Origin of the sequence: Pseudonocardia acidicola (genome assembly GCF_012911935.1) — a bacterium.
In the GTDB taxonomy this organism is placed as follows: domain Bacteria; phylum Actinomycetota; class Actinomycetes; order Mycobacteriales; family Pseudonocardiaceae; genus Pseudonocardia; species Pseudonocardia acidicola.
Map to the genome: position 1 here is coordinate 1 of NZ_JAAXLA010000092.1, position 26,399 is coordinate 26,399.

Genomic DNA, 26,399 nt, shown 5'->3' on the forward strand with positions numbered 1-26,399 from the left:
CCGTACCCTACGACCCCCCTCCGACACCCCCGGCTCTCACGCCGAGAACGGCATTACGGTCCCGCTGTGGCGGGTTTTCCTACCGTAACGCCGTTCTCGACGATGGATGAGTGGGTCGGAGGGGCGGTGGTCAGGGCTGTGTGGAGCCGCCCAGGGTGCCGTGCGGGATGTAGGTCGCCGGGATGATGCCCAGCTTGCCCTTCTGGTAGTCCTCGAACGCCTGCAGCACCTCGGCCTTGGTGTTCATCACGAACGGGCCGCCCCAGGCGACCGGCTCGCGGATCGGCCGCCCGCCGAGGATCACCACGTCGAGCCCGGCCAGCCGGGACTCCTGCTCGACCGCGCCGGCCACGGTGATCGTGTCGCCGGGACCGAAGACGGCCAACTGCCCGGTGCGCACCGGCCGCCCTTCGGGGCCCGCGGTGCCGGCGCCGGACAGCACGTAGACCAGCGCGTTGAAGTCGCGCCGCCACGGCAGCTCCACCGTCGCGCCGGGGCTGATGGTCGCGTGCATCATCGCCATCGGCGTGCGCGTCGAGCCGGGGCCGCGGTGGCCGCCCAGCTCACCGGCGATGACCCGGATCAGCGCGCCGCCGTCGTAGGTGGTGAGCAGCGCCGATTCGCCGGCGCGGAGGTCCTGGTACTTCGGCTCCAGCCACTTGTCGGCCTTGGGCAGGTTCACCCACAACTGCAGGCCGTGGAACAGTCCGCCGCTGGCCACCAGCGCCTCCGGCGGCCGCTCGATGTGCAGCAGCCCGCCGCCCGCGGTCATCCACTGGGTGTCGCCGTTCGTGATCACCCCGCCGCCGCCGTGCGAGTCCTGGTGCTCGAAGGTGCCGTCCATGATGTAGGTGACGGTCTCGAAGCCACGGTGCGGGTGCCAGGACGTGCCCTTCGGCTCGCCCGGGGCGTACTCCACCTCGCCCATCTGGTCCATGTGCAGGAACGGGTCGAGGTCGCGCAGGTCGACCCCGGCGAAGGCCCGGCGGACCGGGAACCCCTCGCCCTCGAAACCCGACGGCGCGGTCGTCACCGACCGGACGTGCCGGTCGACGTCGGTGGGCCCGGGCTCGGGCACGCGGGGCAGAGCGGTGACGTCGGAGACGGTGACGGCAGGCATGGACACCTCCACAAGCAGTTGAGTCTGCAACTACCTGCCTGAACGCTACTCTCATCCCCGCCATTCCCGGTCCCGGCACCGACGGTTCCGGGCTACTCCGGGGTGTCGGCATCCACGGTCCTGGCGAGGTAGGAACGGATCGCCTCCCGGCCGCCGTGGCGGATCTCCGGCCCGTGGGTGAACCCGACCAGCTCGTAGTCCAGCTCGGCGAGCACGTGCGCGGTCCGCCGGCACATCCGGTAGTCCGAGCACAGCGGGCGGGGTGAGAGCCGCACACCCAGCACATTGAAGATCGCATCCCCGGTGATCAGCAGCCGGGTCGTCGCGTGCAGCAGCGAGATGTGGCCGGGGGAGTGTCCCGGCGTCGCCACGACCCGCACCCCGCCGGCCACGTCGAGCACCTGGCCGTCGGTGAGACTCTCCCCGACCGGTACCGGGGGGAACCTGCCGCCGGGCAGCCGGGCGAAGACCCGCCCGGCCGGGGTGGACCGGTCCTGCCGCGGCGAGCGGCCCTGCTCGGCGTAGGGGACGTCGTCGGAGTGCACCGCGACCGGGGCGCCGGTCTGCCGGGCCATCTCGGCCGCGCCGCCGCCGTGGTCGGGATGGGCGTGCGTCAGCACGATCCGGGTGACGTCGGAGGGGTGCTTCCCCATCGCGGCCAGGCCCGCGACGATCCGCGGCGGGGCCGACGTCAGGCCGGTGTCGACCAGGGTCACGGATCCGTCGTCGTCGACGAAGGCGAACGAGTTGACCTGGGCGCTGCCGACCGTCGGGATCCGCCAGGCACCCGGGGCGAGCTCGATCGCGGGGGGATGCGCCATGCCGGCGGAGCCTAGAGGAGTACGTCCGTCCCGGCCGCCGGACGGTGCGCTCGATCGCCGTCCGGGCGCCAGCACGCCCGGACGGGCCCGGAGACCGGCATCCGAGGGCATCGTCGTGGGATGGTCAAAGAGTCTGGGCCGTGGTTGATCGCCGGTGGGATCCTGCTGCTCGTCGCCGGGTTGCTCGCCTGGTCCGGGGCGCTGTCCTGGTTGGGACACCTCCCCGGCGACATCCGGATCACGACCGGGAACGTCCGGATCTACGTGCCGATCACGTCGATGCTGCTCATCTCGCTCGCCCTGAACGTCGTGATCTGGTTGTTCCTCTGGCTCTTCCAGCGCTGACCGGCCGTGATGTGCAGACGGCGTCCGCGTCACCCGAGCCCCGAGGTCAGACGTCCTCGGCCGCATCCTCCACGCGGTGGACGGCGGCCTCCTCGGCCGACGCCGCCGCCCCGTCGACGCCGACGTCGGTGGCGTAGAGCTCGTCGTCCCCGTCGAACGGGCCGCCCTGGTCGGCGGCGACCAGGCGCCCCGAGCGGACACTCCCGACCTCGTCGTCGAGCAGTTCGCCGTCGGTGTCGCTGGCGTCGCCGAGGCCGTCGCCGTCGAACGGCTCACCGTCCGGCAGCTCTCGGGCCAGGCGCTCGTCGAGGCTCTCTCCCTCGGCCTCCTCACGGGCGGTGGTGCCCCATCCGTCGATCGCCCACGGGCGCTCGGGCGGCGAGTAGCCCTCGTCCAAGGGGTCCGCGGGACCGCGGTCGTCGAGGGTGTCCTCGGCGTCCAGCTGCTCGAAGACCACGTCGTCGGCGTCATCCGGCCAGTCGGCCATGGCATGCTCCCGTCGTTCGGCCCGCGCCGCGGCGCTCCTGTCGTGTCGCGCCGGCGGGCCGGTCGCGCTCCGGCCGGGCGACGGGCTCCGCGGTGACGCCGTCCGGCGGTCCCGGCCCATGGTGCAGGTCGCCGGGGTCGCCCGCCAGCGCCGCCGCTCGCAGCGGCAGGAAGCTCGGAGCGTCCTGGTTCGGGACAGACGGTGGCCCCGCGCGACGGACCCGGCCAGACTGGGGCCGCCCGGCAACGCGGCCGGGTGCGGGTCGACGTCAGGAGGCACGATGAGCGAGCTGTCGGTGGTGCTGGAGAAGTACTCGTTCCTGGAGGGGCCGCGCTGGCGGGACGGGCGGCTGTGGGTATCGGACTTCTACACCCACCAGGTCGTGTCGGCCCGCGGTGACGGCAGTGACGTCCGGGTCGAGGCCGAGGTACCCGCACAGCCCTCGGGCCTGGGCTGGCTGCCCGACGGCCGGCTGTTGATCGTGTCGATGCGCGACCACAAGATCCTGCGTCGCGAGCAGGACGGCAGCCTGGTCGAGCACGCCGACCTGTCCGGCCACGCAACCGGCGTCCTCAACGACATGGTGGTCGACGGCCAGGGCCGTGCCTACGTCGGCAACTTCGGCTTCGACCTGATGAACGGGGCGCCGATGCGGACCGCGCCGTTGGTGCGCGTCGACCCGGACGGGTCGACGACGGTCGTCGCCGAGGGCCTGCACTTCCCGAACGGCGCGGTGATCATCGGAAACACGCTGGTCGTCGCGGAGAGCTTCGGGCACCGCCTGAGCGCGTTCGAGATCAACTCCGACGGCAGCCTGTCCGACCGGCGGGACTGGGCGTCGCTCGGCCCCGTGCCCGACAGCGACGACCTCACCGAGGCGCTACCGCAGCTCACCCTCGCCCCGGACGGGATCGCGGCCGACTCCGAGGGGGCCGTCTGGGCGGCCGACGCGCTGGGCAACCGGGTGGTGCGGATCCGCGAGGGCGGCGAGATCGCGCAGGAGATCTCGACCGGCGAGACCGGCTGCTACGCCTGCGCGCTGGGTGGCGACGACGGCCGTACGCTGTTCCTGTGCACCGCCCCCGGGTTCAGCGAGCACGAGCGCCGCGACACCCGGGAGGCGAAGCTGCTCGCGGTACGAGTGGAGGTGCCCGCCTCCAGTGCCCGCCCTCGATGACGACGACCTGCGCCGCCGGCTCGCCGCGGCGCGGGTCGCCCGGCTCGCCACGCTGCGTGCCGACGGCACCCCGCGGCTCGTGCCGATCACGTTCGCGCTGGTCGACGGGCTGATCTGCTCCGCCGTCGACGAGGTCAAGCCCAAGCGCAGCGCCAAGCTGGCCCGGCTCGCCGACATCGAGCGCGATCCGCGGGTGGGGCTGGTGGTCGACCGCTACGACGACGACTGGTCGTCGCTGTGGTGGGTGCGGGTCGACGGCACCGCCGAGGTGCAGCGCGACGGGGGCTTGCGGGAGCGGGCGCTCGACGTGCTGGCCGAGAAGTACCCGCCCTACCGGGCGGCACGCCCGCGCGGCCCGCTGGTGGTGATCACACCGGCGCGGTGGGCGGGGTGGTCGGCGAGCTGACGTCGCTACGGCAGGGTCCGGATGAACTCGGCCACCGCGCGCTCGGTCGGCTCCGGGATCTCCAGGTGCGGGGAGTGCCCGCACGGCAGCCGCAGCAGCTCGACCGGCCCGGCCGCGGCGTCGCGCACCGCCTCGACGTGCGCCATCGACCCGTACTGGTCGGCGTCACCCTGCACGGCGAGGACCGGGCAGCGGATGCCGGACAGCTCCGGCCTGATGTCCCAGTCCCGGAACCCCGGGTCGAGCCAGATGTCGTTCCAGCTCCAGAACGTGACGTCGACGTCGCGGTGGTGCCGGGCCATCCGGGCTCGCAGGCCGCCCTCGGTGTAGGCCGTGCGGGCGGCCGCGATCCCGTCCAGGCCCAGCTGTTCGACGAACACGTGCGGAGCCAGCACGACCAGCCCGGGCAGAGCCCTGCCGTCGTGGTGGGCCGCGTACAGCAGCGCGATCGACGCCCCGTCGCTGTGCCCGACGACCAGCGGGTCGGTGAGCCCGAGCGCCTCGGACAGCGCCGGGATCACCTCGGCGGCCTCGTCGTGCATGAACGACCTGGTGCGCTTGCCCGCCGGCAGGTCGGAGAAGCCGTGCCCGAGCCGGGAGTACGCGACGGCGCGGCGGCCCGTCGCGGCGGCGACCCGGCGGTGGAAACCACGCCACAGCCCGACGGAACCCAGGCCCTCGTGCAGGAACAGCAGCGGGGCCCGCGCGGGGTCGCCGGGCACGTCCTCGAACTCGAACGCCGAACCGTGCAGCTCGACGCGGGGCAGCGGGGGAGCGGGGTCGGGCACCGGGACATGTTAACGAACACTCACGCGTCGTAGGCCACATCGAGCGGGGAGAGCAGCTTCTCCGGGGCGAGGCAGACTCTTTCCGCCCCGCTGCCCACCACGTCGGGTGACGTCGAAGGGCCTGGTCAGCGGCCCGCTCCGGCCCCTACGATGAACGGCCGACGCGGCATGCGTCCAGGGGGTGGGGGTCAGTTGGTCTCTCCGGACGGTGTGTCCGCCGGCGTCTGCTCCGGCGGCGAGGCGTTCGCGCTGCTCGACGCGCTGTGGGAGACCGCCCCGGTGGGCCTGGTCTACTTCGACACCGAGCTGCGCCATCGCCGGCTGAACGGCGCGGTGCTCGACATCGACGGCGGCACCGCCGAGGAGCGGCTGGGCCGCACGCTCGAGGAGGTGCACGGGGAGAGCGGCCGGCTGATCGCCGACGGCCTGCGCGAGGTGATCGCCACCGGCAGGCCCCGCCATGACGTCGCTCTGCAGGGCCGGCTCTGGCACGGGCGCGGTGAGCTGCAGGAGTGGTCGTTCAACCAGTTCCCGGTGCGCGACGCGAACGGCGAGATCATCGGGGCCGGCCTGGTCGTCTCCGACGTGACCGAGGCCGAGCGCACTCGCCGGCAGCTCGCCGACGCCGCTGCACAGCGCCAGCACGCGCTCAACCGCTACCAGAGCCTGGTCGAGGCGACCAGCGCAGCGGTGTGGATCCGCGAGCCGGACGGCACCGCGTCGCAGGACTCGCCGAGCCTGCGCGCGATCACCGGGCAGAGCGTCGACCAGTACCGCGGCTGGGGGTTCCTCGACGCCGTCCACCCCGACGACACGGCGCCCACGCGGGCCGCCTGGCTCGCCGCCGTCACCGGCGGCGCGCCCTTCACCCACACCAATCGCCTGCGTACCGCCGACGGCGGTTACCGCTGGTTCCGGGCCCGCGCGGTCCCGGTACGCACCGAGGGCCGGATCGTGGAATGGGTCGGCACCGAGACCGACATCGACGACGAGGTGCGCTCCCGGCACCGCCTCGACGTGCTCGCCGGGGCGACACTCGCGGTGAACGCCGCTCTCGACCCGGAGGCCGAGCTGACCGCGCTCGCCGACGCGGTGGTGCCCGCGTTCGCCGACCTGTGCCGGGTCTACCTCATCGACCCCGTCGCACCGGGCGCAGGCGTGGTGACCGGTCAGCGGTCGGTCACCCGCGTCGCGGCGGGCGTGCGGCCCGCCCCGCCGATCGACGAGCGCTTCGCGTTCGCGGCCGGTCATCCGGTGTCCCGCTCCGTGCACAGCGCGGCCCCGGTGCTGGATCCCGCACCGGTCGACGACCGCGGGGGGTGGCCGGGCACCCCGCAGATGTGGGCGTGGGGCAGGCAGGCCGAGCTGAACTCGACCCTGGTGGCCCCGGTGCTGTCGAGCGGGCGGGTGATCGCGGCGCTGATGTTCCTGGCCTGCGGCGACCGGTCGCCCTACACCGACGACGACCTCGCGCTGGTCACCGAGTTGGCCGCGCGGGCGTCCACGGCGGTGGAGCACGCGCTGCGCTTCGAGCAGACCCGGCAGGTGTCGCTGGCGTTGCAGAACTCGATGCTCACCGAGCCGCCGCCGCCCGCGGCGATCGGGATCGGCGGTCTCGAGGTGGAAGTGCGGTACCTGCCCGCGACGGCGGATCTCGAGGTCGGCGGGGACTGGTACGACGCGTTCGGGCTGCCCGGCGGGGACCTGGCGCTGGCCGTCGGGGATGTGGCCGGTCACGACCTGTCCGCGGCCGCGACCATGGGCCAGCTGCGCAGCATGCTCCGTGCGCTCGCGTTCGACAGCGAGGGCGACCCGTCCTACGTGCTGCGCCGGCTCGACCGGGCCGCGTCCCGGCTCGGGGTCACCCGGTTCACCACGCTGCTCTACGGCCGGGTGCTGTGCGCCGGTGGCCGCAGGCTGTTCCGCTGGTCGAACGCCGGGCATCCGCCCCCGCTGATCGTCGACCCGGACGGGACGCCGCGGATCGTCGCGGGCCACGTCGACGTGGTACTCGGGGCGGATCCCGCCCGGCCGCGCCGCGACCAGGAGATCGAGCTGGCGCCCGGCTCGACCCTGCTGCTCTACACCGACGGGCTCGTCGAGCGCCGCCGCGACTCCGACGACGACGCGACGGCCGCGCTGCTGCGCCTCGCCCGGGACGCGGCCGGACTTCCGCTGGCCGCGTTCTGCGACCACCTGGTCCGCGAGACCACCGCCGACACCGGTGACGACATCGCCGTGCTGGCCCTCCGGGCCCGGCGCTAGTGGTGGGCGGTTCGGTGGGCTGCGAGCGCGTCGAAGCCGAAGTCGGCCTCCGGGTCGCGCCACACCGAGTGCGCGTGGTTGACCTGGCGCTGGGTGTTGTCGTACTCGACGAGCAGCCGCGGCCCCTGCAGCCGGTAGTAGTGCGGGTCCTCGGGCGCGGTCCCGCCCGCCCAGGCGAAGTGCACCGCCTCGAGCGCGGCCTCGCCGGGGACGGCGGTCAGCCCGTCCGGGACCCGGCCCAGGTAGGTCTGGAGCAGGGTGCGCAGCAGCTCGCGCTGTCCGGTGTCCAGCTCGGCCGCGGCCACTCCCTTGGGCACCGTGGTCAGCGCGAGCGCCGCATGGTCGGCGGGGCCGTAGCCCGAGCCGCCCTCGGCGCGCTCGTCCATCGCGGTCACCCGGTCGATCAGCCGCTGCTCGGTGAAGTGCCCGCGCCAGATGTCGGGCAGGTGCAGCATCTCGTCGCCGTCGCCGATGCGGGTCCGGTTGCCGCCGATGATGTCCGACGGCGCGCGGTCCAGCAGCACCGCGCGGGCGGCGAGCTCCGGACGCAGCGACCGGACCAGCTCGCGGGCCAGGTCCTCGGCGCCACCCAGCGGGCGCAGCGGGTTCGGCCCGAGCAGCGGCGCCGCCGCCGGGTCGGACCCGATGAAGCACGGCGTGGTGGACCGTACGGCACCGTCGACGACCAGGTTGTTCAGCGACACGTGGTGTCCGCCGAAGCGCCAGCCCCACGGCGCGTTCCCGCCCGGCTCGCCGAAGACCCGCAGCCAGTACAGCCCCGGGTCGCGGCCGCGCTCGCGACCCCAGTCCACGCTCCAGCCCTCGACGTGGTCGAGGATGTTCTCCAACCCCATCACGGTGGCGACGGTGTTGTAACCCGCGGTCGACAGCCCGGACGCCACCAGCTGCATGGCCAGGCTCTGCTGGGCCGGACGCATGTCCTTCAGCGGTAGGCCGCCGTGGTCGGTCGGGGTGTAGTACCAGCGCAGGCGCTCGGCGTCGGCCTCGGCGTCGGCGCCGGGGGTGCCCCGGCGCGCGGCGGCGGCCTGCTCGGCGTCGAGCGACTCCAGCCAGGCCCCGGCGGCCGCGGCCATCCGCTCGGCGACCTCGCGGGCCGCGTTCTCATCGATCTGGCTCTCGTCGGCGGTGACGGTGGACATGCCGGGAACCATACGGTGCCGGACCGCACGTGTGCGCTGTGCCGACCCACGTGTTCCGCGCTCCCGGCGGGGTCGATCTACAGTGCGGCGAGCACGACAGGAGAGGACCCGCCGACGGTGACCACGTTCGCCGACCTCATCGCGCGCGCCCGCCGGCTCGTCGGCCCGGGTGCGCGCCGGGTGCTGCTCGGTGTCACCGGCAGTCCCGGAGCGGGCAAGACGACGCTGGTCGAGGAGCTCGCCGCAGCCCTGCGCCCGGACCCGCCCGCCGAGCTGACCGCGGGGGAGTGGGTCGGGCACGTCCCGATGGACGGTTTCCACCTCGCCGACGTCGAGCTGAGGCGGCTGGGCCGCCGCGACCGCAAGGGCGCCCCGGACACCTTCGACGCCGGCGGCTACCTCGCGCTGCTGCGCCGGTTGCGCGCCGACGACGAGGACGTGGTCTACGCGCCGGCCTTCGAGCGGGTGCTGGAGCAGCCGGTGGCAGGCAGCATCGCGGTGCCCCGCGCCGTCCGGCTGATCCTGACCGAGGGCAACTACCTGCTGCTCGACGGCGAACGGTGGCGCGCCGTCGCGGCCGCCCTCGACGAGGTGTGGTTCTGCGACCTGCGCGCCGACACCCGGATCGCGCGGCTCACCGCCCGGCACGAGGCGTTCGGCAAGCCGCCGGCGCACGCCGCGTCCTGGGTGCGCGACGTCGACGGGCCGAACGCAGAGCTCATCGAGGCCACCCGGGACCGGGCCGACCTGGTGGTGCCGAGCGCGGTGCTGGAGTCGATCGGGCGGTGTCCGGCGGGCTGAACCCGTCGACCGGCGGCGCGCCACGACCGGCGCCGGTGGGCGTCGGCGGCGGGCCGGTGGCCGCGGCCGGGTAGCGGCCTTGCCTCCCGTGGCGTCGCGGGACGAGGGTGAGCGGCGTGGGCGTGCCGGAGGTGCCGGCCTCGCTGCGGTCGTGGATGTCCGCGGTGAGCGAGATCGCGCGTGCCGTCAACGCGGCCGAGCCGCTGGACGTGGTCCTCACCCGGGTCGCCGAGCAGGCCTGCCTGCTGATCGGGTTCGAGTACTGCGCGGTGATGCTGGCCGACGCGGACCGCGAGCACCTACAGGTGGCCGGCTGGTCCGGGCTGTCCCCGGACTACGTCGCGCTGGTCAGCGACAGCGGCTCGCTGCTCATCCGCCCGCCCGGCCCGCAGCTCGACTCGCCCGCAGCCCGGGCCTTCCGGGAGGGCCGCACGATCGCGGTGCCCGACGTCGCGGTGGCGGCGAACTACGGCCGGCTGCGGTCGCTCGCGCCGGCCCAGGGCTACCAGGGGCTGCTGGCGGCGCCGCTGCGCACCTCGGACGAGCTGGCGGGGGTGATCGTCGCCTACTCGGCCGCGGCCCGGGGGTTCACCGCGCCGGAGATCGAGCTGATCGAGCTTCTCGCCGGGCAGGCCGCGCTGGCGCTGGAGACGGCCCGGTTGCGCGCCGCCCAGCAGTCCGTGATCGCGGAGCTGTCCCGGGCCAACGGGGAGCTGCGGCGGGGCCGGGCCGTGCTGGAGTGGGCCGAGGAACAGCACCACCGGCTGATGCAGCTGGTGCTCGACGAGGTCGGCCTCGCCGGGCTGGTCACCGCGCTGGCGGCGACGCTGGAGGCCTCGGTGACCGTCGAGGACGCCGAAGGGCGGCTGCTCGCCCGGGCCCCGGAGGTGGGCTACCGGCCACCGCCCGACCCCGCGGCGCGGCGCCGTCGCCCGGCCCGCATGGCGCTGGAGGCCTCGGGTGTCGCGGCCGGCCCGCCCCGCCGCTACGAGGTGGTTCAGGTCCCGGTGGTCGGGCCGTCCGGCCCGGTGCTGCCCGGCGCCCCGGGGCGGGTGCCCGGGGAGGTGGCCTGGGCGGCGCCGGTGGTACTGGGCGGGGAGCTGGTGGGCCGGCTGTGGGTGACCGCGCCGCCGGCCGCCCCGGCGCCGGTCCAGCTGCGGGTGATCGAGCGGTTCGCACTGGTCGTCGGGATGGAGCTGCTCAAGCAGCGGCACCTCGTCGACGTGGCGGGCCGGCTGTCCGGGGACCTGCTCGACGATCTGCTGCGGCCCGACGGCCCGGCCCGGCCGCAGGCGGTACTGGACCGTGCCGCGGCGCTCGGGCACGACCTGTCCCGGCCGCACACGCTCGCGGTGCTGGCCGTCGACGGACCGGTGCCGGCCGCGGTCCGGCTGCCCGAGCTGATCCGGGGCGCGGCCGAGCCGGACGCCGGACTGCTGGCGGGGCCGCACGACGGGGTGCAGGTGCTGTTGCTGCCCGCCGGGCCCGATCCACTGGAGCTGCTGCGCCGGATCCTCGGGCACACCGAAGCGGCGCTGGCCCCGCGTGGCACGGTCACCGTCGTCGCCGGCCCGGTCGCCCGCAGCCTCGACGACTACGCGGCCGCCTACCGGGTGGCGCGGGGGGCCGCCGGGCTGCGCCGGGCGAGCCGGCCCGGTGGTCTCGTCGATGTCCGGGAGCTCGGGTTGTCGGCGCTGCTGCTGGAGACCGGGGCGCCCGAGGCCCTGCGCCGCTTCGCCCGCGGCCTGCTGCGTCCCCTCGCCGCGCACGAGTCGGTGCGCGGCGGCGACCTGCTCGCCACACTGCGGGCCTGGCTGGCCGCGGGCTGCTCGACCTCGGCGGCCGCGGCTGCGCTGGTCGTGCACCCGAACACCGTGGGCTACCGGCTCGGCCGGATCGAGCAGCTGATCGGCCGCAGCCTGCGGGACACCGGGGTCCGGCTCGAGCTGCAGCTCGCCCTCACGATCCGGGAGATCGTCCGGCTGGACGAGACGCCGTAGCAGCCCGCCGGGGCTCCCGGTCTAGTCGTCGGTGGTGCTCTGGTGCCGACCCGCGGCGCAGCGGGTCGGATCGGACCGCAGGCACGCCTTCCCGCCCGCGACGCGCAGTCCGGCGACGTCGAACGCGGTGACCCAGTCGGAGGCGATCGCCCGCTGCGCGGTGGCCAGCGGGATGAGCCCCGAGCAGACGGCCTGGTTGAGCTTGTTCTCGACCGCGTCCTTGGGGTTCGGGATCGGGCCCGGCTCCACCCACAGGTTGCGCGGGTCGTCCGGTGCCCCACCGAGTTCGAGGGACACCAGGTGGTCGTACTCGCCCTTCTCGCCGGCGGGCAGGCCGTAGGAGCGGGCCGACTCGGCCTTCATCCGGCTGGTCACCGAGGTGGACGGGCGCACCGTCGCGGTCCATCCCGACGTGCAGATGGTGCTCTGGATGTCGGCCTGGGTCACGGCCGGGTTGATCGCACCGGGGGTGCACGACGGGTCGGGCAGCGGTTGACCGTCCTGCGAACCGACCCGGCAGGTGTTCGGCGTCGGCATCGGTGTCGTGGCCCGGCCGACCGCCAGGGCCGCGGCCACCGGCGGGGCACCGGCGGCCGCGGTGGGCGGCGGAGAGGCCGACGCCGCGGCCGACTGGCAGCCGGACAGCGAGAGCGCGACGGCCGTGGCCACGACGAACGAGCCCACCTTGCGAGAACCCACCCGGGAACCTTCCTGATCGAGCCGGGACGATGGTGACGTTGCGGTGCAATTCGGTCACAGATCGTCACCACCTGGCGCCGGAAGCCTCTCAGGTCGCCATCCCGGGCCCGATGCCGGGCCGGGGCGTGGAGAACCTGTGCCGGGCTCCAGGGGCTGCGCGGTTTTCCTGGGTCCGGACACATGGCCGCCCCCGGCCCGACGCAGCACGATGTGGCGTGCGCGTGCTGTGGGTCACACCCGATCCGCGCCGCCACCACACCGCGTCGAGGAGGCCGCTGTGTACCGGAGGCCGATGTGAAACCGCCGCCCTTCCACTACGCCGCACCGAGCTCGGTGGTCGAGGCCGTCGATCTGCTCGTGGCGCACGCCGCCACCGAGCCACGGGTGCTCGCCGGCGGGCAGAGCCTGATCCCGCTGATGAACTTCCGGCTGGCCCAGCCCGGCCACCTGATCGATCTGCGCAACGTCACCGAGCTGCAGGGCATCCGGGTCGACGGGGACGTCCTGGTGATGGGCGCGATGACCCGCCAGGCGGCCGTGGAGCGCTCGCCCGAGGTGGCGCTGCTGGCGCCGCTGCTGGCCGAGGCCGTCGGCCTGGTCGCCCACGCCCCGATCCGCAACAGCGGCACGATCGGTGGCAGCATCGCGCACGCCGACCCGGCCGCCGAGCTGCCCGCCGTCGCCCTGGCGCTGGACGCCGACCTGGTCGCCACCGGTCCCGAGGGCACCCGCACGATCCCGGCCGCCGAGTTCCTGCTCGGCCCGTTCAGCACCGCGCTGCGCCCCGACGAGATCCTCACCCAGATCCGCGTCCCGCGGCGGGGAGGCGGGCACGCCTTCGTCGAGTTCGCGCGTACCCACGGCAACTTCGCGCTGGTCGGGGTGGCCGCGCAGGTGGAGGTCGGCGCCGACCGGGTCCGCCGGGCCGCGATCGCGCTCACCGGTGTCGCGCCCACCGCGATCCGGGCGACCGCCGCCGAGAACGCCCTGGTCGGCGCCGCACCCGACGCCGAGACGATCGCGGCGGCCGCCGACGCCGCCGTCGCCGGCCTGACCCCCGCGGGCGATCTGCACGCGAGCGCGGCGACGCGCACCGCGCTCGCCCGCAGCTACGTCCGCCGCGCGCTCGAACGGGCGATCTCCCGCGCCCAGGACCGGAGGTGACCCCATGACCGAACCGGCCGCGGACACACCGCAGAAGCACCGGATCACCCTGACCGTCAACGGCCGAGCGCACACCGCGGAGGTCGAACCCCGCCGGTTGCTCGTCGACTTCCTCCGCGAGGACCTCGACCTGCCCGGCACCCACATCGGCTGCGAGCACGGCGTCTGCGGAACCTGCACGGTGCTGCTCGACGGCGCCAGCATCCGGTCCTGCATCACCTTCGCGGTACAGGCCGACGGCGCCGAGATCAGCACCGTCGAGGGCCTGGCCCAGGGTGCGCAGCTGCACCCGCTGCAGGACGAGTTCTGGGCCAAGCAGGGCCTGCAGTGCGGTTACTGCACGCCGGGGATGCTCATGCGGGCCCGCGAGATCATCGCGGCGAACCCGGACCCGACTCGCGCGCAGGTGCGCGCGGAGATCGCCAGCAACCTGTGCCGCTGCACCGGCTACCAGTTCATCACCGAGGCCATCGTCGACGCGGCCGCGCGGATGCGCAGCGGCGAGCAAGCGCCGACCCCGAGCACGGGAGCGCAGGCATGACCACCGTGGACCCCTCCGCGCCTCCGGTACGCCACCACAAGGACAACCGCACCTGGGTCGGGCAGTCGATCCGCCGCGTCGAGGACCCGAAGTTCCTGCGCGGCAAGGGTGGCTACATCGCCGACCTCGTCGAGCCCGGCATGCTGCACGCGGCCGTGCTGCGCAGCCCGCACGCGCACGCCCGGATCACCCGGATCGACACCGCCGCGGCGCTGGCCGCGCCCGGGGTGCACACCGTGATCACCGGGGCGCGCGCCGCCGAGCTGTGCGACCCGCTGCCCGACTTCGGCCCGGACCCGGCGAACCACACGTGGCGCTGCCTGGCGGTGGACAAGGCGCGCTACGTCGGCGAGGGCGTCGCGGTGGTCGTCGCGGACAACCGGTACCGCGCCGAGGACGCGCTGGGCCTGATCGAGGTCGACTACGAGCCGCTGCCCGCGGTCGTCGACCCCGTTCGCGCGCTCGCCGAGGCCTCGCCGCTGGTGCACGAGCCGCTCGGCTCGAACTGCGCCTACGAGCGCAGCTTCGACTTCGGCGACGTGGACGGCGACTTCGCCGGGGCCGACGTGGTCATCCGCGACCGGCTGCGCTGGCACCGCTCCGGCGGTCAGCCGCTGGAGACCGTCGGCGCGATCGCCGACTTCGACCACGCGACCGGCCAGCTGACCGTGCACACCAACTCGCTGAGTTTCACCAGCTACCTGTTCATGGCCGCGGCCACGCTGAAGATCCCGGCGAACAAGCTCGACATCGTCCCGGTGCCGGCGGGGGGCAGCTTCGGATCCAAGCTGTTCGTGACCAAGCCCCTGGTGATCGCCGGGATGTGCTCGCGTGAGGTCGGCCGCCCGGTGGTCTACCTGGAGGACCGGGTCGACAACATCTCCAACTGCGACCATCACGGCTCGGACCGGGTCTACGAGGTCGAGCTGGCGATGATGCGCGACGGCACGATGCGCGGCCTGAAGATCGACGTCGTCGACGACTACGGCGCCTACATCCAGTTCGGGGTCGGGCACCACGGCAACGCGCTGGCCCAGGTCACCGGGCCGTACAAGATCGGGAGCGTGCGGTACCGGCTCCGCGCGGCGCTGACCAACAAGAACCAGCAGGGCGCCTACCGGGGCTTCGGCTCCGAGGTCAACAACTGGATGCTCGAACAGATGGTCGACAAGGCCGCCCGCGAGCTGGAGCTGGACCCGGTGCAGCTGCGCCGGCAGAACTTCATCCAGCCCGACGAGTTCCCCTACTTCATCCCGACCGGAAACGTCTACGACAGCGGCAACTACCACGCGGTCCTCGACCAGGCCCTGAAGCTGTCGGACTACGACCACTGGCGCAGCGAACAGAAGCGGCTGCTGGAGGAGGAGGGGCGCTACATCGGGATCGGGCTGATCACCGCGCAGGAGCGCAGCGTGTTCTCCGCGACCGAGTTCTGGTTCTGGTTCGACGAGCCGGGGGCGCCGGTCACGAGCATGCCGGAGAGCGTGACGCTCAAGGTCGACGCGACCGGCGGGATCACCGCGACGCTCTACTCGTGCGCCTTCTGGGGCAACAGCCCGGAGACGATGGTGGCGCAACTGGTCGCGGAGGAGTTCGACTGCGACCCGCACGACGTGTCGATCGTCTACCAGAGCAGCCGCAACGGGCTGCCGGCCACCGGGCCGGGCGGCTCGCGAACCACCGTGATGCTGGCCGGTGCCGTCGAGGGCGCCACGGCGAAGATCAAGGACAAGGCGCGGCGCGCGGCGGCGCACCTGCTCGAGATCGACGCGGGAGACCTCGAGTGGGTCGACGGCGGCTACCAGGTCAAGGGTGTTCCGGAGCGGCGCAAGTCGTTGGGGGACATCGCGATCGCGCTGCACCTGTTCAAGCACAGTTTCCCCGAGGACGTCGAGTCCGGACTCGAGGAGAGCAAGGTCTTCGACCATCCGTACACCACGATGCCCTCGGCCGACCGCACCAACCTCGGCGTCTTCTACCCCTTCGTCGGGCACGCGGTGCACGTGCCCGTGGTCGAGGTCGACGTCGAGACCGGCGGGGTGAGGTTCCTGGACTACACCGCCGTGCACGACTGCGGCACCCTGGTCAATCCGCGTTCGCTGGACGGGCACATCGTCGGCGGTACCGCACAGGGCATCGGGACGGCGCTCTACGAGGAGTTCGTCTACGACGAGGACGGCCAGTTGCTGGCCACCAGCTTCATGGACTACCTGATCCCGTCGGCGATGGAGGTCCCGGAGCTGAAGATCGGGCACACCGAGACGCCCTCGCCGTACACCCCGCACGGCATCAAGGGCGGTGGTGAGGGCGGCCGGATGATGGCCCCGGCGGCGCTGAACGTGGCGGTCAACGACGCCCTCGCCCCGCTCGGCGTGCGCGTCACCGAGCTGCCCATGACCCCGGACCGCCTGCTCACCGCCATCCGCGACGCCCGGTCCGCGAGCCGGCCCTGATCCGCGAGTCGGCACTTTTCGGCCCGCGAGTCGGCAGTTTCGGGAGGGTGAGTCGCCATGAACGGGGGCCGGGTCGCGGTGGTGACCGGTGGGAATCGGGGGATCGGACGGGCGATCGCGGGCGCGCTGGCCGACGACGGGTTCGCCGTCGTGGTCACCGCCCGGGACCCGGCCACCCTGGCCGACACGGTCGCGGAGATCGAGAAGGCGGGCGGCACCGCCGTGCCACTCGCCTGCGATGTCCGGGACGAGGCGTCCGTCGCCGCGATGGCCGCGGAGGCCGCCGGCCTCGGTCCGGTGCACACGGTCGTGGCCAACGCCGGGATCGCCGGGCCGACGGCTCCGCTGCACGAGATCGGGCTCGACGCGTGGCGGGACTGCCTGGCCACCGATCTCGACGGGGTGTTCCTGACCTTCCGCGCGTTCGTCCCGGGCCTCGTCGAGCGCGGGGAGGGTTCGCTCATCGCCGTCTCGTCGATGACCGGGAAGCGCCCGCTGCACGGTCGCACCCCCTACGCCGCGGCCAAGATGGGCGTCATCGGCCTGGTCCGCACGCTCGCCGTCGAACTCGGCCCGCACAACGTCCGGGTCAACGCGGTGTGCCCGGGTGCGGTCGCCGGGCCGCGCATCGACGATGTGATCCGCAAGCAGGCCACAGCGCGCGGCGTCAGCGAGGAGGAGGCCTTGCGCGCGTTCACCGAGGCCTCCCCGCTCGGCCGGCTCGTCGAACCCGTCGAGGTGGCGCGGGCGTGCGCCTTCCTCGCCTCCGATGGCGCCGCCGCCATCACCGGCGAGGACCTGAACGCCACCGCCGGCGTCGTGATGTATTAGGCAAGGAGCTCACGCATGCAGATCATCGACCTGTCCCAGGACATCTACGAGGGCATGAAGGTCTATCCGGGGCACCTCAAGACGGTGCAGTTCGAGCACGCCACCCACGAGGAGACGGCGCCGCGGTTCGACAGCGGCTTCTCGTTCCAGACCACCGGCTTCATGCTCAACGACAACGGCCCGACGCACGTCGACTCGTTCTCCCACCTGGATCCGGACCCGACCGCGGAGACGATCGAGAAGATGCCGCTGGAGCTGTTCTACGGCACCGCGGTGTGCCTGGACGTCTCCGACTTCAAGCCGCAGACCGACATCACCGCCGGGGACCTGGACCGGGTCGAGTCGGAGTCCCCGGTGGACGTGCGGCCCGGCGACATCGTGCTGTTCCACACCGGCACCTGGAACCGCTACGCCGGCGACAAGCGTTACCTCACCGACTTCGCGGGGCTGGGGGAGTCGGCCAGCGAGTGGATCGTGCGCCGGCAGGTCAAGACGTTCGGGGTGGACAGCCCGACCCCGGACAACCCGGCGAGCACCAGCTACCCGTGCCACATGATGTGCCGCCGCGAGCACATCACCCATTACGAGAACCTGGCCAACCTGGACCGGGTGGTGAACAGGCGGTTCACCTTCGTCGGGTTCCCCCTCAAGCTGCAGGGCGCGCACGGCGGGCCGACTCGCGCGGTGGCGCTGGTCGACTGACGCCCTAGGGGATCTCCGGCGGCCCGACCGGGCCCCCACCGGGCCTGCCGAGCCGGATGTCGCAGTTGATCGTGGCGGCGTCCAGGCCGGTCAGCTCCGCGATGAGCTCCCGGGCCGCGTCGTCGGCGTCGGCCATGTCGCGGACGCTGGTGGCCGCCTCGATCTCGGGCACGTAGAGCACCATCCGGCGCTCGGACATCCACGCCACCACATCGAAGCTCCGCTGGTCCCGCGGGGCGTCGGACCTGGTCACCGACCCACGGTAGCGGGCTACCGACGGCTGGCACACCGGTTCGGCGCCGGTAGCCCCGCCAGCGCTCTCAGCCACAGGCGAACAGGCCGCACTCCGGCCGCCGGGTCGTCGTCGGCTGGGCGGGCTGCGCGGCCCCCGGATCCGGGGTGGCCTGGGCGGCCTGCGGGTCCGTACCCGGCAGGATCGGCGCGTTGGGATCGGGCGTGCCGGACATCGGGGTTCCGCTGAGCGGCGCCCCGTCCGGACCGGTCGGTGGCGGCACCGCGCCCGACGGCGGCACGGCGGTCGGGGTCGGTGCCGGCGGTGCCGAGGTCGGCTCCGGTGCGTTCGGCGGCAGGTACGAGGGCGGTTCGCCGATCGGGCGGAACGTCGGGAAGCTCTCGGGCGGGGAATCGCGCACGGCGCCGGACATGAACGCCTGCCACACCTCTCCGGGCAGACCCTGCCCGGCGATCGGGGTGCCTCTGGCCGTGCGGATCGGGGAGTTCATGTCGGTCCCGATCCAGACCGCCGACGCGATCGACGGGGTGAACCCGGCCATCCAGGCGTCGTTGTTCTGGCCCTCGAACCGGGACTGCACCGTGCCGGTCTTGGCCGCGACCTGGCGGTTGCCGGGTAGGGCGAGGCCGTCGGCCCGGGCCACGTTGAGCATGGCCTCGGTGACGTTGCGCGCCACCTGCTCGGGGAATCGGCGCTCACCGTCGGACGTCGGCGCCTCGTAGAGCACCCGGTCGTCGGCGGTGACCACCTTCGACACGATGTGCGGTTGGTGCCAGACCCCACCGGCCGCGATCGTCGCGTAGGCCGAGGCCAGCTCGATCGGGGTCACCTCCTTGTTGCCCAGGGCGATGCGCGAGTCGGGAGTGTCCAGGGGTGAGGTGATGCCCGCCGACCGTGCGGCGTCGGCCACCTTCTGCGGGCCGACCTTCTGGGCCAGGGTGTTGAACACGACGTTGTTGGAGATCGTCATGGCCTGCTTGAGGTCGCACACCGCGCAGTCGGCACCGTCGTCGGCGTTCTTCAGTCCGGCCACCGGAGAACCGCTGAACTTCTCACCGAGGCCGATCGGCGGGTCCTGCTGCAGCGCCGCGAGCACCACGAACGGCTTGAACGTCGACCCCGGCTGCTTGTGGACCTGTGCGTAGTCGAGGCCGATGCCGTCATCCCCGCCGTAGTAGGCGCGGATCCCGCCCGATGCCGGATCGATCGCGACGAGTGCGGTGCGCAGGTTCGGGGGCTGCCCGTCCAGGGTCTCGTGCGCCGCGTCGACCGCCTCCTGCTGCTGCTCGGGGCTGATCGTGGTGGTGATCCGCAGGCCGTCCTGGCCGAGCTCCTGGTCGGAGATGCCCAGCTCCTCGAGCTCGGCCTTCACCGCGTTCACGAGGTGTCCGCGGTTGTCCGTGGGCGCACCGTTGGAGGTGATCTTGCGAGGCAGCGTCTGCGGGAACGTGGCCGTGGCGCGGTCCGCGGGGCTCAGCCAGCCCTGGGAGACCATGCCGTCCATCACGAACGTCCAGCGCTGCAGTGCCTTGTCCGGGTTGATCGCCGGGTCCCAGCGGGACGGGGACTGGATCAGCCCGGCCAGCAGGGCGCCCTCGCTCGGGGTGAGCGTGTCGACCGACTTGCCGAAGTAGGCCTGGCTGGCCGACTGGATGCCGTAGGCCCCGCGGCCGAAGTAGATGGCGTTGAGGTAGTCGCCGAGGATCTGGTCCTTGGTGTGCTCCTGGGAGAGCTTGAAGGCGACGATCATCTCCTTGTACTTGCGCCACAGCGTGGCCTCGTCGCCCACCAGGGTCTTCTTCACGTACTGCTGGGTGATCGTGGAGCCGCCGCCGACGCCACCCCGGAGTTGGCTCAAGGCGGCCCGCAGGATGCCGGTCAGGTCGAAGCCGGGGTTGGAGTAGAAGCTGCGGTCCTCGGCGGAGAGCACGGCGTGCCGCACCGGCACCGGCACCGTCTCGAGCGGCACCTTGATCCGATTGCCCTGCTCGGGAACCAGCCGGGTCAGCTGGCTGCCGTCCGAGTAGGACACGATCGCGACCTGGTTGTTGTAGGCGTCGTCCGGGGTGGGGATCGAGAAGAACATGTAGCCGAGGGCGAACGCGAGCAGCGGGCCGAGCACGACGGTGGCGATCGAGCCGATGACGGCCCACTTGATCCGGCGCCGGCGGCGCATGCGCTGCTGCTCGGGGGTCAGCGGGCGGCGGTGCTGGGAGCCGCGTCGCCGGTCGATCCAGCTGCTGAGCTGCGCCAGCGGGCCGGCTGCGCGGGCGGCGCGGCGGCGACCGGGGGTCTCCGCGCGGGCCGCGGCCTGCGGCGGGGCGGTCCTGCCGGGGGCGAGCGGATCGATCCGCGTGGGAGCGTCGGCGGTGGCCGCACCGGGCGGTGGGCTGCCGGGGCGACGGGGCCGGGCGTCCTTCGGTGGCTGCCACCAACCGACCCCGGCCGGCCGGCTCGCGGTGCGCCGGGAGGGCCGCGGGGGCGGGGGGCGCCGTCTCGCGGCGGCCCCGTCGAGCCGCGAGGGCGGCGGAGTGTGTGCGCTTGGCACCCGCACGCTCTCCCTTCCCGGGTTGATTGCCTGTCTCCCGCCCGGCGTGGCCCCGGATGTCCGAGCGGGAACGTCGTGAGGTCAACGGGTGCTCCCGCGCTCACGGTGCGCTCGATCCACCGACATCACCCGAATGACGGCATCGATCGGGGGGGCCGCTGAGCCGGATGGAGCTGGTCAGCAACGCTGCGTAGCTGAGAACGCCCGAGCGGACACAAGGCGCGCGCGTACTGTCCGGTAGGTAGCCGGTGGCGGCTGCTGCCCGAGGGAGAGGGGTCTGCATGAGTCGGCGCGGAGCGATCCTGCTGGGCCTGGCCGGGACGCTGGCGGCCGCCGGTGCGCGCGCTCCGGTGATCAGGCAGTGGCCGGCCTCGCTCATCCAGGCCGCGCCCTGCACGGTGGCGTCGGAGGTGCCGTCGGTCCAGACGGCGATGCACGTCGCGGCCGGTCTCGCGGCGCTGCGGCGCGGCGGATGGCGGCGCCCGGCCGGGATCGCCGGGGCGGTCGCGAACGCGGCCGCGGTGGCGGCCCTGGCCGATCTGCGGCGCGACGCCGATCGCTCGGCCGACGTGCTCGCCGCGGCGCTGGCGCCGCTGGGCGCCGGTGCCGGCCGGGCGGCGGACGGATCGGCAGGCGGCGCCCGGCGGACTCCGGCCGGCCCGTGCGCCCGCCGCCGCTACCGGCACGCCGTCGATGTGGCCTACGGCCCGGACCCGGCCCACCGGCTGGACGTCTGGGGCCGCCGGGACGTCGTCGCGTCGGGGGCCGGCGCGGCGCCGGTGCTGCTGCAGGTGCACGGCGGCGCGTGGAGCAGCGGGGACAAGGGCAATCAGGCTCAGCCGCTGATGGCCCACCTGGCCGAGAACGGCTGGATCTGCGTGACCGTCAACTACCGGCTGGGGCCCGGGGAGCGGTGGCCGTCGATGATCGTCGACGTGAAGCGGGCGATCGCATGGATCCGCACTCACGTCGCCGAGTACGGCGGGGACCCGGACTTCGTCGCGATCACCGGCGGCTCGGCCGGGGGGCACCTTGCCGCACTGGCCGCGCTCACCCCGAACGACCCGGAGTTCCAGCCGGGCTTCGCCGATGTGGACACCTCCGTGGCGGCGGCGGTGCCGCTGTACGGCGTGCACGACTTCAGCGTCGACGAGGAAGGGTTGTTCGCCCTGCTCGAGGGCAAGGTCTTCACCAGTACGCTCGCCGAGGACGAGCGGACCTGGCTGCAGGCCTCGCCGGTGCATCGCGCCGGGCCGGACGCGCCCCCGTTCCTGGTGATCCACGGCAGCACCGACACGATCGCCGGTGTCGGGCAGTCGCGGCGGTTGGTGACGCGGCTGCGTGAGGTCAGCCACCGGCCGGTGTGTTACGCCGAGCTGCCACACGCCCAGCACGGGTTCGACGCCTTCCCGACGGCGCGGACCGGGCACACCGTGCGCGCGGTGCACGGGTTCCTCGGCCTGCTGCACGAGCGGTACCGGGGTGGCCGGGTGGCCGGGGCGATCCGGAACGGACATGCGCTGCGCGGCACCGCGGTGAACGGTCGCGTGGTGGCGGGCCTGCCGCCCGGCGGCCCGGCCGATCCGGAGCGGGCCCCGGCGTCGGGCGACTGAACCGGGAGCGGTCCCGCGGCGCGGGCGGCACGCGCCGCCCGCCCGTGGCTCAGCCGGTGAGCAGCGCCGCCATCCGCGCCCGCAGCTCGGTCGCCGCCGAGTACGGCCGCACCATGACGGTCAGCTCGGTGAGCTCGCCGCCCTCGGAGCGCAGGATGTCGATGCCCTCGAGGTCCCGGTCCCCCACGCGGGTGCGGAACTGGAGCACGTGCCCGTCCGGGCCGTCGAACTCGGCGAGGTAACGGAAGTCGGAGAAGACCTGCACGACGGCGCCCAGAATCGTGCGCAGCGCCTCCCGGCCCTGATAGGGCTTGTGCACCACGGGGGAGTGGAACACCGCGTCGGTACGGAACAGCGCCGCCGCCGCGTCGACGTCGCCGTTCTCGATCGCCTGCCGGAACGCCGCGGCCGGCGGGCTGTGCCTGGTCTCGGGGGTCTGAGAGGTCATGGCTGCATCAGATCACCTCACGCGGCGAGCGGCGCCAGGTCCATCACGTCGGCGACCAGTTCGTAGGAGCGCAGCCGGTCGGCGCCGTCGTGGGTCTGGGTGGTGATCATCAATTCGTCGACGCCGGTGCGTCCGACGAGCTCGAGCACCTGCTCGCGGACCGTCTGCGGGGATCCGATGATCTGGGTCGACTGGCGGTCGCTGATGAAGAGCCGCTCCTCGTCGGTGTACGGATGGGCGGCCGCCTCCTCGGGGCTCGGCATCAGCCCGGGCCGCCCGAGCCGCAGTTGCAGGAACGACAGGGCGCCGGGCAGGGCGAGCCGCTGCGCCTCGGTGTCGGTGTCCGCGCACAGCACGTTCGCCGCGATCATCGCGTACGGCTGGTCGAGGATCGGGGAGGGGCGGAACCGTTCCCGGTACAGCGCCAGGGCCGGCATCGTGTTCTCCGCGCTGAAGTGGTGGGCGAACGCGAACGGCAGCCCGAGCAGCCCCGCGACCTGCGCGCTGTAGCCGCTCGAGCCGAGCAGCCAGATCGACGGCGCGTTGCCCGCGGCCGGGACGGCGACGACGGGTCCCTCGCCGCGGAAATAGGCGGCCAGCTCGTTGAGCTGCTGGGGGAAGTCCTCGGCGTCCATCGGGCCGGAGCCGCGGCGCAGTGCCCGCGCGGTCCGCTGGTCGGTGCCCGGGGCGCGCCCGATGCCGAGGTCGATCCGCCCCGGGTGCAGCGCCTCCAGGGTGCCGAACTGCTCGGCGACGACCAGCGGCTGGTGGTTGGGCAGCATGACACCGCCCGAACCCAGCCGGATGCTCGACGATGCCGCGGCCAGATGCGCGATCAGCACGGCGGGCGACGAACTGGCGATGCCGGGCATCGCGTGGTGCTCGGCGACCCAGTAGCGGTGGAAGCCGAGTTCCTCGGCTCGCCGGACCAGGGCCGTGCTGTTCGCCAGCGCGACGGTCGCCGTCGAGCCGGATCCGACTGGGACGAGATCGAGAACGGAGAGAGGCACCACGCCTGATTTAACACGGCGTCCGCTCTGGATCTTCCCGCGTCGGCCGGGACGCGTTCGCTAGGCCGAACAGCTGAGCCGATTACGCCGGAAGGGCTGATCGCCAGTGCTTCCGGTCGATGCGAGAGAGTTGCGCGTGGCTGGTCTCGGTGGCGTTCTCTCGAGGCTCCGTGAGATGACGGGTGCTTCGTATGTCTGCGTGGTCGAGCGTGATTCCGCGCGGGTTCTCGGCGATATCGGCGGAAACGATGGCGAAGCGGTCGACATCGGTTCCGTCGCGGCGCTCGGCAGAGATGCCGGAAATATGTTCTCGTGGTCGGATGCCGATGGTGTCGAGGACCTGATGGTGAATTCGCGGCATTGCTTTCACGTGCTGCGGCAGATCGACGTTCCGGCCGGCCCCGTGGTGCTGGTTTACATCCGGTTGCTGCGGGGTCGGGCAAATCCGGCAATGGCCCGCCGGGAACTGGCCTCGGCGCAGGTTCAGCGCGCCCTGATCGACGCGTTGACCGCGCGACCGGAGCCTGCGCCCGAACCCGTCGCGTCCGTCGTGTCCTTCCCGCCGCGGTACCCGCCGCCGGCGGCGCCGGAGCCTGTCGCGTCGCCCGCGCCGCGACCCGCGCCGCCCAGCTCCCCGGTCGCGTTACCGGCTCCGCGGACCCCGCTGTCGGCCACCGCGACGGGCCCGCAGCAGCCCGCCCTCGCTACGCTCAGCGGCATGCTCTCGGCGACGGCCTCCCGGTCGGACTGGGCTGTGGCGGCAATCGGCCAGGTCGCAGACCTGCGGACGCCTGCTGCGACGTCGCCGCCGGCGCCCGGTGCCGTCCCGGAGGTGCCGCCACCCGGGCCGGCCGAGGACGCGGTGTTGCTCCCGTTGCCGCGCCGGACCGCCGGCACCCGGCCGCCTCCGCCCATGCCGCGGCAACGCTCCGCAGAGCGCGTCGACCAGGGCGGACGGACGTCGTCGGTGCTGACCCAGGCATGGGCTCGGGACCTGAACACCATGCAGCGGCTCGTGGCGGGACTGCGGCGGCTGGTGTGATGTTCTCGACAGAACTTTTCGTTTCCTGGCCGTATCTGATTGCGATTCACGACCGAAGCGCTACGCTTCGGCGTCCGTTCCCCGGGACCCCCGGCCAACGACATCCGTCGTGTTTCACAGAAGTTGCAGGAGGCCTGCATGACTAACATCGATCAAACCCTCGACATGGCCGCGAACATCAAGGGTGCGTTCGCCGTCGCGCTCGTCGACTACGAGAGCGGGATGACCCTCGGATCGCGCGGCGGAAGCGCCGAGTTCGACCTCGACGTGGCTGCCCCGGGAAACAGCGACGTCGTCCGCAGCAAGCTCGAGGTCATCCAGAAGCTGGGCCTGCGCGAGAGCATCGAGGACATCCTCATCACGCTGGACACCCAGTACCACCTGATTCGCCTGATCAGCGGCCTGCCGGGCGAGAAGCTGTTCTTCTACCTGGTGCTCAACCGGGCCCAGGCCAACCTCGCCATGGCGCGGCGTGACCTGCGCGTCATCGAGCAGGAGTTCTACATGGCGCACCCGGCCGCGGGTGGTCGCCCCGGACCGATGGCGCAGGCCGGGAGCGAGGGGCAGTTCTTCCCCGCCAACGGCCAGCGCTGAGGACCTGAGGGGGATCGGGCGCGATCATCGTGGTTGCTCACGACGAACGGCCGCCGGGGGCGCCCGGCGGCCTGGAGGCCAGCCTGGGCCGACTGGTGCACGATTCGCGGGTCATCGCCGCGGCGCTCGTCGACTACGACAGCGGGATGGCGCTGCAGACCTACGCCGCCGAGCGGTCCCGGGTCGACCTGGAGTACGCCTCGGCAGGCCACGCCGAGCTGGTGCGTACGGCGGTCGACACCTTCCGGTCGCTGCTCCCGGCCAGCCCGCCGACCGAGATCGTGGTGAGCCACCGCGACCGCCTGCACCATCTGATGCGGCCCGTCCCGGACCCCCTCGGCGATCGCTTGGTGCTGACGCTGCTGGTCAGCGGACCGGAGCGGGGTCTGCGCCGGATCCAGCGCAGACTCCGCGCCGTCGATCTCTCCTCCCTCGCACCGCGCCCGGCGGCTCCGGCTCCGGCTCCGGCTCCGGTCGAGCCCGCCTCGCCTCGCGGGCCCGAGCCGTTCGGTCCGGTGCAGCCGCCGCAGGCCACACCCGCGTTGCCGGCCCGCGCCCAGCCGATGGCCGAGTCGGCCTTCGCGGTCCCCGCGGCGTCCACTCAGTCCGGCGCCGGCCGGGCCGCTGTCGAGTCCGGTGCCACGCTGCCGGTCCGGCCGGTTGAGCCCGGTTTCGCGCTGCCGGCCCGGTCGGCGGCGGAGTCCGGTGCCACGCTGCCGGTCCGATCGGCTGAGTCCGGCTCTGTGCTGCCGGTTCGGCCGGTGCCCGAGTCCGGCCCGGCGTTCCTCGGGCGCGGCCCCGCCGACGCGCCCGGCTCCACGGCCGGTGCGGCGCCGGCGCGTCCGCAGCCGCCCGGCCATCCCACCACCGCGCCGACGGGCGCGGCGCCGGTGCTCGCGGCCGATACGGGCCGCGCCCAGCCCGGTCCTGCTCAGCCTGGTTCTGGCCAGTCCGGTTCTGCTCAGACTGGTTCTGGCCAGCCTGGTTCTGCCCAGCCCGCTCCTGGCCGGCCCGGTTCCGCCCAGGCCGCTCCCGTGCCGCCGGGTCCAGTGCAGCCCGCGGGCATCGGCGGCCCGGTGCAGCAGGGGGCGCCCACCGCGGATCGTCGCCTCGGCACGCCCCCGGCGGCTC

At 73.4% G+C, this 26,399-nt stretch carries 24 protein-coding genes and 1 pseudogene; 15 read left to right on the top strand and 10 right to left on the bottom strand.

What is annotated here, in order from left to right; genetic code table 11:
* Positions 1 to 130: 130 nt before the first annotated feature.
* The gene (locus HF526_RS30575) at positions 131 to 1,120 is read right to left on the bottom strand and encodes a pirin family protein (protein ID WP_169385098.1); all 990 of its coding nucleotides are present in this window, start codon (positions 1,118 to 1,120) and stop codon (positions 131 to 133) included.
* 92 nt (positions 1,121 to 1,212) lie between these two features.
* The gene (locus HF526_RS30580; RefSeq protein WP_169385100.1) at positions 1,213 to 1,941 is read right to left on the bottom strand and encodes an MBL fold metallo-hydrolase; all 729 of its coding nucleotides are present in this window, start codon (positions 1,939 to 1,941) and stop codon (positions 1,213 to 1,215) included.
* A gap of 120 nt (positions 1,942 to 2,061) precedes the next feature.
* Here HF526_RS30580 and HF526_RS30585 point away from each other — a divergent pair, with 120 nt between their 5' ends.
* Complete coding sequence (locus HF526_RS30585) at positions 2,062 to 2,286, top strand: DUF2905 domain-containing protein (protein WP_169385101.1); 225 nt, start codon at positions 2,062 to 2,064, stop codon at positions 2,284 to 2,286.
* Positions 2,287 to 2,332: 46 nt separating this feature from the next.
* Here HF526_RS30585 and HF526_RS30590 read toward each other — a convergent pair whose 3' ends face one another.
* Complete coding sequence (locus HF526_RS30590; RefSeq protein WP_169385103.1) at positions 2,333 to 2,773, bottom strand: DUF5709 domain-containing protein; 441 nt, start codon at positions 2,771 to 2,773, stop codon at positions 2,333 to 2,335.
* A gap of 280 nt (positions 2,774 to 3,053) precedes the next feature.
* On the opposite strand from HF526_RS30590, the gene HF526_RS30595 reads away from it, so the two are divergent.
* Both HF526_RS30595 and HF526_RS30600 read left to right on the top strand, forming a co-directional pair.
* On the top strand, positions 3,054 to 3,950 hold the full coding sequence (locus tag HF526_RS30595) for an SMP-30/gluconolactonase/LRE family protein (protein ID WP_169385105.1): 897 nt from the start codon (positions 3,054 to 3,056) through the stop codon (positions 3,948 to 3,950).
* Positions 3,934 to 4,356 (top strand): TIGR03668 family PPOX class F420-dependent oxidoreductase, encoded by a 423-nt coding sequence (locus HF526_RS30600; protein ID WP_169385114.1) that lies wholly within the window; start codon positions 3,934 to 3,936, stop codon positions 4,354 to 4,356. Before HF526_RS30595 ends, HF526_RS30600 begins: the two co-directional genes overlap by 17 nt.
* Positions 4,357 to 4,361: 5 nt before the next feature.
* Here HF526_RS30600 and HF526_RS30605 read toward each other — a convergent pair whose 3' ends face one another.
* Complete coding sequence (locus tag HF526_RS30605) at positions 4,362 to 5,144, bottom strand: alpha/beta fold hydrolase (protein ID WP_169385116.1); 783 nt, start codon at positions 5,142 to 5,144, stop codon at positions 4,362 to 4,364.
* Positions 5,145 to 5,336: 192 nt separating this feature from the next.
* Here HF526_RS30605 and HF526_RS30610 point away from each other — a divergent pair, with 192 nt between their 5' ends.
* The gene (locus tag HF526_RS30610) at positions 5,337 to 7,409 is read left to right on the top strand and encodes a SpoIIE family protein phosphatase (protein WP_169385118.1); all 2,073 of its coding nucleotides are present in this window, start codon (positions 5,337 to 5,339) and stop codon (positions 7,407 to 7,409) included.
* Here the strand turns inward: HF526_RS30610 and HF526_RS30615 are convergent.
* Positions 7,406 to 8,569, bottom strand: coding sequence for a DUF3500 domain-containing protein (locus tag HF526_RS30615; RefSeq protein ID WP_211178048.1), 1,164 nt, complete (start codon positions 8,567 to 8,569; stop codon positions 7,406 to 7,408). The genes HF526_RS30610 and HF526_RS30615 overlap by 4 nt on opposite strands.
* A gap of 117 nt (positions 8,570 to 8,686) precedes the next feature.
* Between HF526_RS30615 and HF526_RS30620 the strand changes: the two genes are divergently transcribed.
* Both HF526_RS30620 and HF526_RS30625 read left to right on the top strand, forming a co-directional pair.
* Positions 8,687 to 9,370 carry a nucleoside/nucleotide kinase family protein gene (locus HF526_RS30620; RefSeq protein WP_169385119.1) on the top strand — a complete coding sequence of 228 codons (684 nt, stop codon included), beginning with the start codon at positions 8,687 to 8,689 and terminating at the stop codon, positions 9,368 to 9,370.
* Positions 9,371 to 9,486: 116 nt separating this feature from the next.
* Positions 9,487 to 11,370, top strand: a complete 1,884-nt coding sequence (locus HF526_RS30625; protein ID WP_169385120.1) for a helix-turn-helix domain-containing protein — start codon at positions 9,487 to 9,489, stop codon at positions 11,368 to 11,370.
* Positions 11,371 to 11,391: 21 nt separating this feature from the next.
* Here the strand turns inward: HF526_RS30625 and HF526_RS30630 are convergent, their stop codons facing one another.
* Positions 11,392 to 12,069: a hypothetical protein gene (locus HF526_RS30630; protein ID WP_169385122.1), complete on the bottom strand. Its 678-nt coding sequence runs from the start codon at positions 12,067 to 12,069 to the stop codon at positions 11,392 to 11,394.
* Positions 12,070 to 12,363: 294 nt separating this feature from the next.
* On the opposite strand from HF526_RS30630, the gene HF526_RS30635 reads away from it, so the two are divergent.
* The 5 genes from HF526_RS30635 to HF526_RS30655 are packed head-to-tail and all read left to right on the top strand — an operon-like array spanning position 12,364 to position 17,760.
* Complete coding sequence (locus HF526_RS30635) at positions 12,364 to 13,233, top strand: FAD binding domain-containing protein (protein WP_169385124.1); 870 nt, start codon at positions 12,364 to 12,366, stop codon at positions 13,231 to 13,233.
* 4 nt (positions 13,234 to 13,237) lie between these two features.
* Positions 13,238 to 13,774: a (2Fe-2S)-binding protein gene (locus tag HF526_RS30640; RefSeq protein WP_169385126.1), complete on the top strand. Its 537-nt coding sequence runs from the start codon at positions 13,238 to 13,240 to the stop codon at positions 13,772 to 13,774.
* A complete protein-coding gene (locus HF526_RS30645; protein WP_169385128.1) occupies positions 13,771 to 16,227 on the top strand; it encodes a xanthine dehydrogenase family protein molybdopterin-binding subunit in 2,457 nt (818 codons plus the stop codon). The genes HF526_RS30640 and HF526_RS30645 overlap by 4 nt, the downstream gene beginning before the upstream one ends.
* A gap of 57 nt (positions 16,228 to 16,284) precedes the next feature.
* Positions 16,285 to 17,058: an SDR family NAD(P)-dependent oxidoreductase gene (locus tag HF526_RS30650; protein ID WP_169385130.1), complete on the top strand. Its 774-nt coding sequence runs from the start codon at positions 16,285 to 16,287 to the stop codon at positions 17,056 to 17,058.
* 15 nt (positions 17,059 to 17,073) lie between these two features.
* Positions 17,074 to 17,760, top strand: a complete 687-nt coding sequence (locus HF526_RS30655; RefSeq protein ID WP_169385132.1) for a cyclase family protein — start codon at positions 17,074 to 17,076, stop codon at positions 17,758 to 17,760.
* A gap of 4 nt (positions 17,761 to 17,764) precedes the next feature.
* On the opposite strand, the gene HF526_RS30660 is transcribed toward HF526_RS30655, so the two are convergent.
* Positions 17,765 to 18,013 carry a hypothetical protein gene (locus HF526_RS30660; protein ID WP_169385134.1) on the bottom strand — a complete coding sequence of 83 codons (249 nt, stop codon included), beginning with the start codon at positions 18,011 to 18,013 and terminating at the stop codon, positions 17,765 to 17,767.
* Between the two features lie 67 nt (positions 18,014 to 18,080).
* Positions 18,081 to 20,561 (bottom strand): transglycosylase domain-containing protein, encoded by a 2,481-nt coding sequence (locus HF526_RS30665; RefSeq protein ID WP_338051869.1) that lies wholly within the window; start codon positions 20,559 to 20,561, stop codon positions 18,081 to 18,083.
* Positions 20,562 to 20,842: 281 nt separating this feature from the next.
* On the opposite strand from HF526_RS30665, the gene HF526_RS30670 reads away from it, so the two are divergent.
* Positions 20,843 to 22,174, top strand: a complete 1,332-nt coding sequence (locus HF526_RS30670; protein ID WP_169385135.1) for an alpha/beta hydrolase — start codon at positions 20,843 to 20,845, stop codon at positions 22,172 to 22,174.
* A 49-nt stretch (positions 22,175 to 22,223) separates the two neighbouring features.
* Here HF526_RS30670 and HF526_RS30675 read toward each other — a convergent pair whose 3' ends face one another.
* Complete coding sequence (locus HF526_RS30675; RefSeq protein ID WP_169385137.1) at positions 22,224 to 22,622, bottom strand: nuclear transport factor 2 family protein; 399 nt, start codon at positions 22,620 to 22,622, stop codon at positions 22,224 to 22,226.
* 17 nt (positions 22,623 to 22,639) lie between these two features.
* Positions 22,640 to 23,632 carry an LLM class flavin-dependent oxidoreductase gene (locus tag HF526_RS30680; RefSeq protein ID WP_338051870.1) on the bottom strand — a complete coding sequence of 331 codons (993 nt, stop codon included), beginning with the start codon at positions 23,630 to 23,632 and terminating at the stop codon, positions 22,640 to 22,642.
* Positions 23,633 to 23,807: 175 nt separating this feature from the next.
* On the opposite strand from HF526_RS30680, the gene HF526_RS30685 reads away from it, so the two are divergent.
* The 3 genes and pseudogenes from HF526_RS30685 to HF526_RS30695 form a co-directional block, all read left to right on the top strand.
* Positions 23,808 to 24,674, top strand: a complete 867-nt coding sequence (locus HF526_RS30685) for a hypothetical protein (RefSeq protein WP_169385141.1) — start codon at positions 23,808 to 23,810, stop codon at positions 24,672 to 24,674.
* A gap of 138 nt (positions 24,675 to 24,812) precedes the next feature.
* Entirely contained in the window at positions 24,813 to 25,268 is a 456-nt protein-coding gene (locus tag HF526_RS30690; RefSeq protein ID WP_169385142.1) for a hypothetical protein, read from the top strand.
* 29 nt (positions 25,269 to 25,297) lie between these two features.
* Positions 25,298 to 26,399 (top strand): annotated as a pseudogene (locus tag HF526_RS30695) (hypothetical protein); the annotation flags it as partial.

Coding starts and splice junctions, on each gene's coding strand:
- HF526_RS30670 (WP_169385135.1), top strand. CDS start 20,843: ATGAGTCGGCGCGGAGCGATCCTGCTGGGCCTGGCCGGGACGCTGGCG.
- HF526_RS30675 (WP_169385137.1), bottom strand. CDS start 22,622: ATGACCTCTCAGACCCCCGAGACCAGGCACAGCCCGCCGGCCGCGGCG.
- HF526_RS30590 (WP_169385103.1), bottom strand. CDS start 2,773: ATGGCCGACTGGCCGGATGACGCCGACGACGTGGTCTTCGAGCAGCTG.
- HF526_RS30645 (WP_169385128.1), top strand. CDS start 13,771: ATGACCACCGTGGACCCCTCCGCGCCTCCGGTACGCCACCACAAGGAC.
- HF526_RS30655 (WP_169385132.1), top strand. CDS start 17,074: ATGCAGATCATCGACCTGTCCCAGGACATCTACGAGGGCATGAAGGTC.
- HF526_RS30685 (WP_169385141.1), top strand. CDS start 23,808: ATGACGGGTGCTTCGTATGTCTGCGTGGTCGAGCGTGATTCCGCGCGG.
- HF526_RS30595 (WP_169385105.1), top strand. CDS start 3,054: ATGAGCGAGCTGTCGGTGGTGCTGGAGAAGTACTCGTTCCTGGAGGGG.
- HF526_RS30650 (WP_169385130.1), top strand. CDS start 16,285: ATGAACGGGGGCCGGGTCGCGGTGGTGACCGGTGGGAATCGGGGGATC.
- HF526_RS30615 (WP_211178048.1), bottom strand. CDS start 8,569: ATGTCCACCGTCACCGCCGACGAGAGCCAGATCGATGAGAACGCGGCC.
- HF526_RS30690 (WP_169385142.1), top strand. CDS start 24,813: ATGACTAACATCGATCAAACCCTCGACATGGCCGCGAACATCAAGGGT.
- HF526_RS30640 (WP_169385126.1), top strand. CDS start 13,238: ATGACCGAACCGGCCGCGGACACACCGCAGAAGCACCGGATCACCCTG.
- HF526_RS30585 (WP_169385101.1), top strand. CDS start 2,062: ATGGTCAAAGAGTCTGGGCCGTGGTTGATCGCCGGTGGGATCCTGCTG.
- HF526_RS30575 (WP_169385098.1), bottom strand. CDS start 1,120: ATGCCTGCCGTCACCGTCTCCGACGTCACCGCTCTGCCCCGCGTGCCC.
- HF526_RS30580 (WP_169385100.1), bottom strand. CDS start 1,941: ATGGCGCATCCCCCCGCGATCGAGCTCGCCCCGGGTGCCTGGCGGATC.